General features: G+C 77.2%; 1 protein-coding gene. It reads right to left on the reverse strand.

Features of this window, described 5'->3' with window-relative positions; all coding sequences use genetic code 11:
- A partial coding sequence (locus tag ACFFNX_RS52030; protein ID WP_378213898.1) for a PfkB family carbohydrate kinase occupies positions 1–494 on the reverse strand: 494 nt, incomplete at its 3' end.
- Positions 495–600: the final 106 nt, after the last annotated feature.

Consider the following 600-nt stretch of genomic DNA (forward strand, 5'->3'; position numbering starts at 1 on the left):
CCGGCGGAGCGCGCCCGGCCGGCGACGAACGCCAGGGCGTCGGCCGGCATGCCCGCGGGCACCCGGCCGGAGACGACCACGACGTCATCGCGGTCCAGCGCCGCGAAGGCGTCCTCGGCGGCGTCCGCGAAGCGCGGCCAGGCGGACGCGGACACCGGCGAGACCGGCTCGTAGACCTCGGTGAGTTCTCCGGTCGTCTCGTCGAGCAGGCACGAGCACTGCCGCGTCTCGGCCCCGCCGTCCACCCACATCACCGCGAGGCCCTGCGCGCCGGCCAGCCGGCGGAGCCTCTCGCCGGTGCCGCCGCCGGCCAGCACGAGTGAGCGCACCGGTACGCCGAGCGCCCAAGCCGTACGGGCGACGTTCAGGCCCTTTCCGCCGGCGCGTTCGACCACCGTGGACGGACGGTTGACCGCGCCCACGGTGAGCCCCGGCAGCCGCAGGTACCGGTCCAGCGACGGCGCGAGGCTCACGCACACCAGCGAGCCGGTCACCGTCGCACCGGCGCGGGTCCGTCCAGCAGCCGCGGGTCCAACTCGGCCGTCATCGGTCCCTCGACGCCGATCGCGCGCGCCGCGACCCGTACGCCCGCGCCGGCCG

Source organism: Actinoallomurus acaciae (assembly GCF_042429965.1).
GTDB classification, from domain to species: Bacteria; Actinomycetota; Actinomycetes; order Streptosporangiales; family Streptosporangiaceae; genus Actinoallomurus; species Actinoallomurus acaciae.